The sequence below is a fragment of the Kitasatospora sp. NPDC059812 genome (genome assembly GCF_042732075.1).
Lineage (GTDB): Bacteria > Actinomycetota > Actinomycetes > Streptomycetales > Streptomycetaceae > Kitasatospora.
On record NZ_JBHWIO010000065.1, the window covers coordinates 4855 to 6148 of the forward strand.

Here is a 1294-nt window from a genome sequence, read left to right on the forward strand (position 1 = left end):
ACCACTCTCACCCCCCCCCAGCGACTCCGCGACCACCCGCTCTCGACGCCGCGCGTCGTCCCCCACCCCCCCCCCCCCCACGAGTGCGTCCGGAGCCGGGCGCGAACCGCACGGGCCCGCTCGTCGCCGGCTGCCCGGCACCGCCGACACCGCCAGCTGTCCGGCACCGCCGACATCGCCGGCTGCCCGACACCGCCGACACCGCTCGGGACCGCCCGCCGAGGCCCGCCCGGACGCCCCGAACGCGTCCAGCGAGGGCCCGCGCCCGGAGCCGTCGGTGCTCGGCGGTACGGTTGCGCTCCGACAGCGCACCACGTGCCCGGGCCCGGGAACCACGGCCCGGCCGGGGCGGCGACCGCGGCAACCGGAAGAGAGGGCGCGCGATGGCGGCGGAGGAGGAGGGCCTGACCGGCCCGGGCGAGGCCTGGCCTGCACCGGAGCCGGATCCGCGACCCGGGCCGGACGCCCGCCGGGAGCCGGCCGAGCACTGGCCCGAGCCGAAGTCCGTGCCCGAGCTGCTGCTCGGCCGCCCGCCGATGGCCCGCCCGCTGCCGACCTTCGACGCCGAGGCCGCGCCCGTCGAGCCCGGCCCGCTGTTCGTGGACTGGCTCGCCACCGCGCTGGCCGCCGGCGTGCCGGACCCGCAGGTGGTCACCCTCTCCACGGTCGACGCGGACGGCCTGCCGGACGCCCGGGTGCTGGTGCTGCGCGACGTCGACGCGTCCGGCACCGGCTGGGTCTTCTCCGCCGCCGCCGACAGCCCCAAGGGCCGCCAGCTGGCCGACCACCCGGCCGCCGCGCTGACCGTCTACTGGCCCCAGCTGGGCCGCCAGGTGCGGGTTCGCGGCACCGTCGAGCGGGCCGCCGACCTGGTCGCCGCCGCCGAGTTCGCCACCCGCTCCCCGGATGCCCGGGTCGGCGCGCTGGTCGGGCGGCAGAGCGAGCCGATGGCCTCGCTCGCCGAGTACGACGAGGCCGTCGCCGTAGCCCGCCGCCGGCTGGAGGCCACTCCGGACGCGGTCGCGGCCGGGCACGCGGTCTACACCCTGTGGGCGCACGAGGTGGAGTACTGGCAGGGCGACGCGCAGCGCCGGCACGTCCGGCTGCGCTACACCCGCACCGGCCCGGTCCGGACCCCGGAGTGGTCGCGCACCCTGCTGTGGCCGTAACGGTCTGACGGCCCAAGGGCCCGGCCCGGCCCGGCGGGGGCGGGGGGGGGCCCGCCCGGGGGGGGGGGAGCCCCCCCCCCCGGGGCGCGGGGGCCCCCCGCGCCGCCCCCCCCCCACCCCCGCCC

Annotated in this window: 1 protein-coding gene; it reads left to right on the forward strand. The window is 80.6% G+C overall.

All coding sequences use genetic code 11. The features are described from left to right. The first annotated feature begins 383 nt into the window (after window positions 1-383). A complete protein-coding gene (locus tag ACFV6D_RS27300; RefSeq protein ID WP_380561418.1) occupies window positions 384-1169 on the forward strand; it encodes a pyridoxal 5'-phosphate synthase in 786 nt (261 codons plus the stop codon). Window positions 1170-1294: the final 125 nt, after the last annotated feature.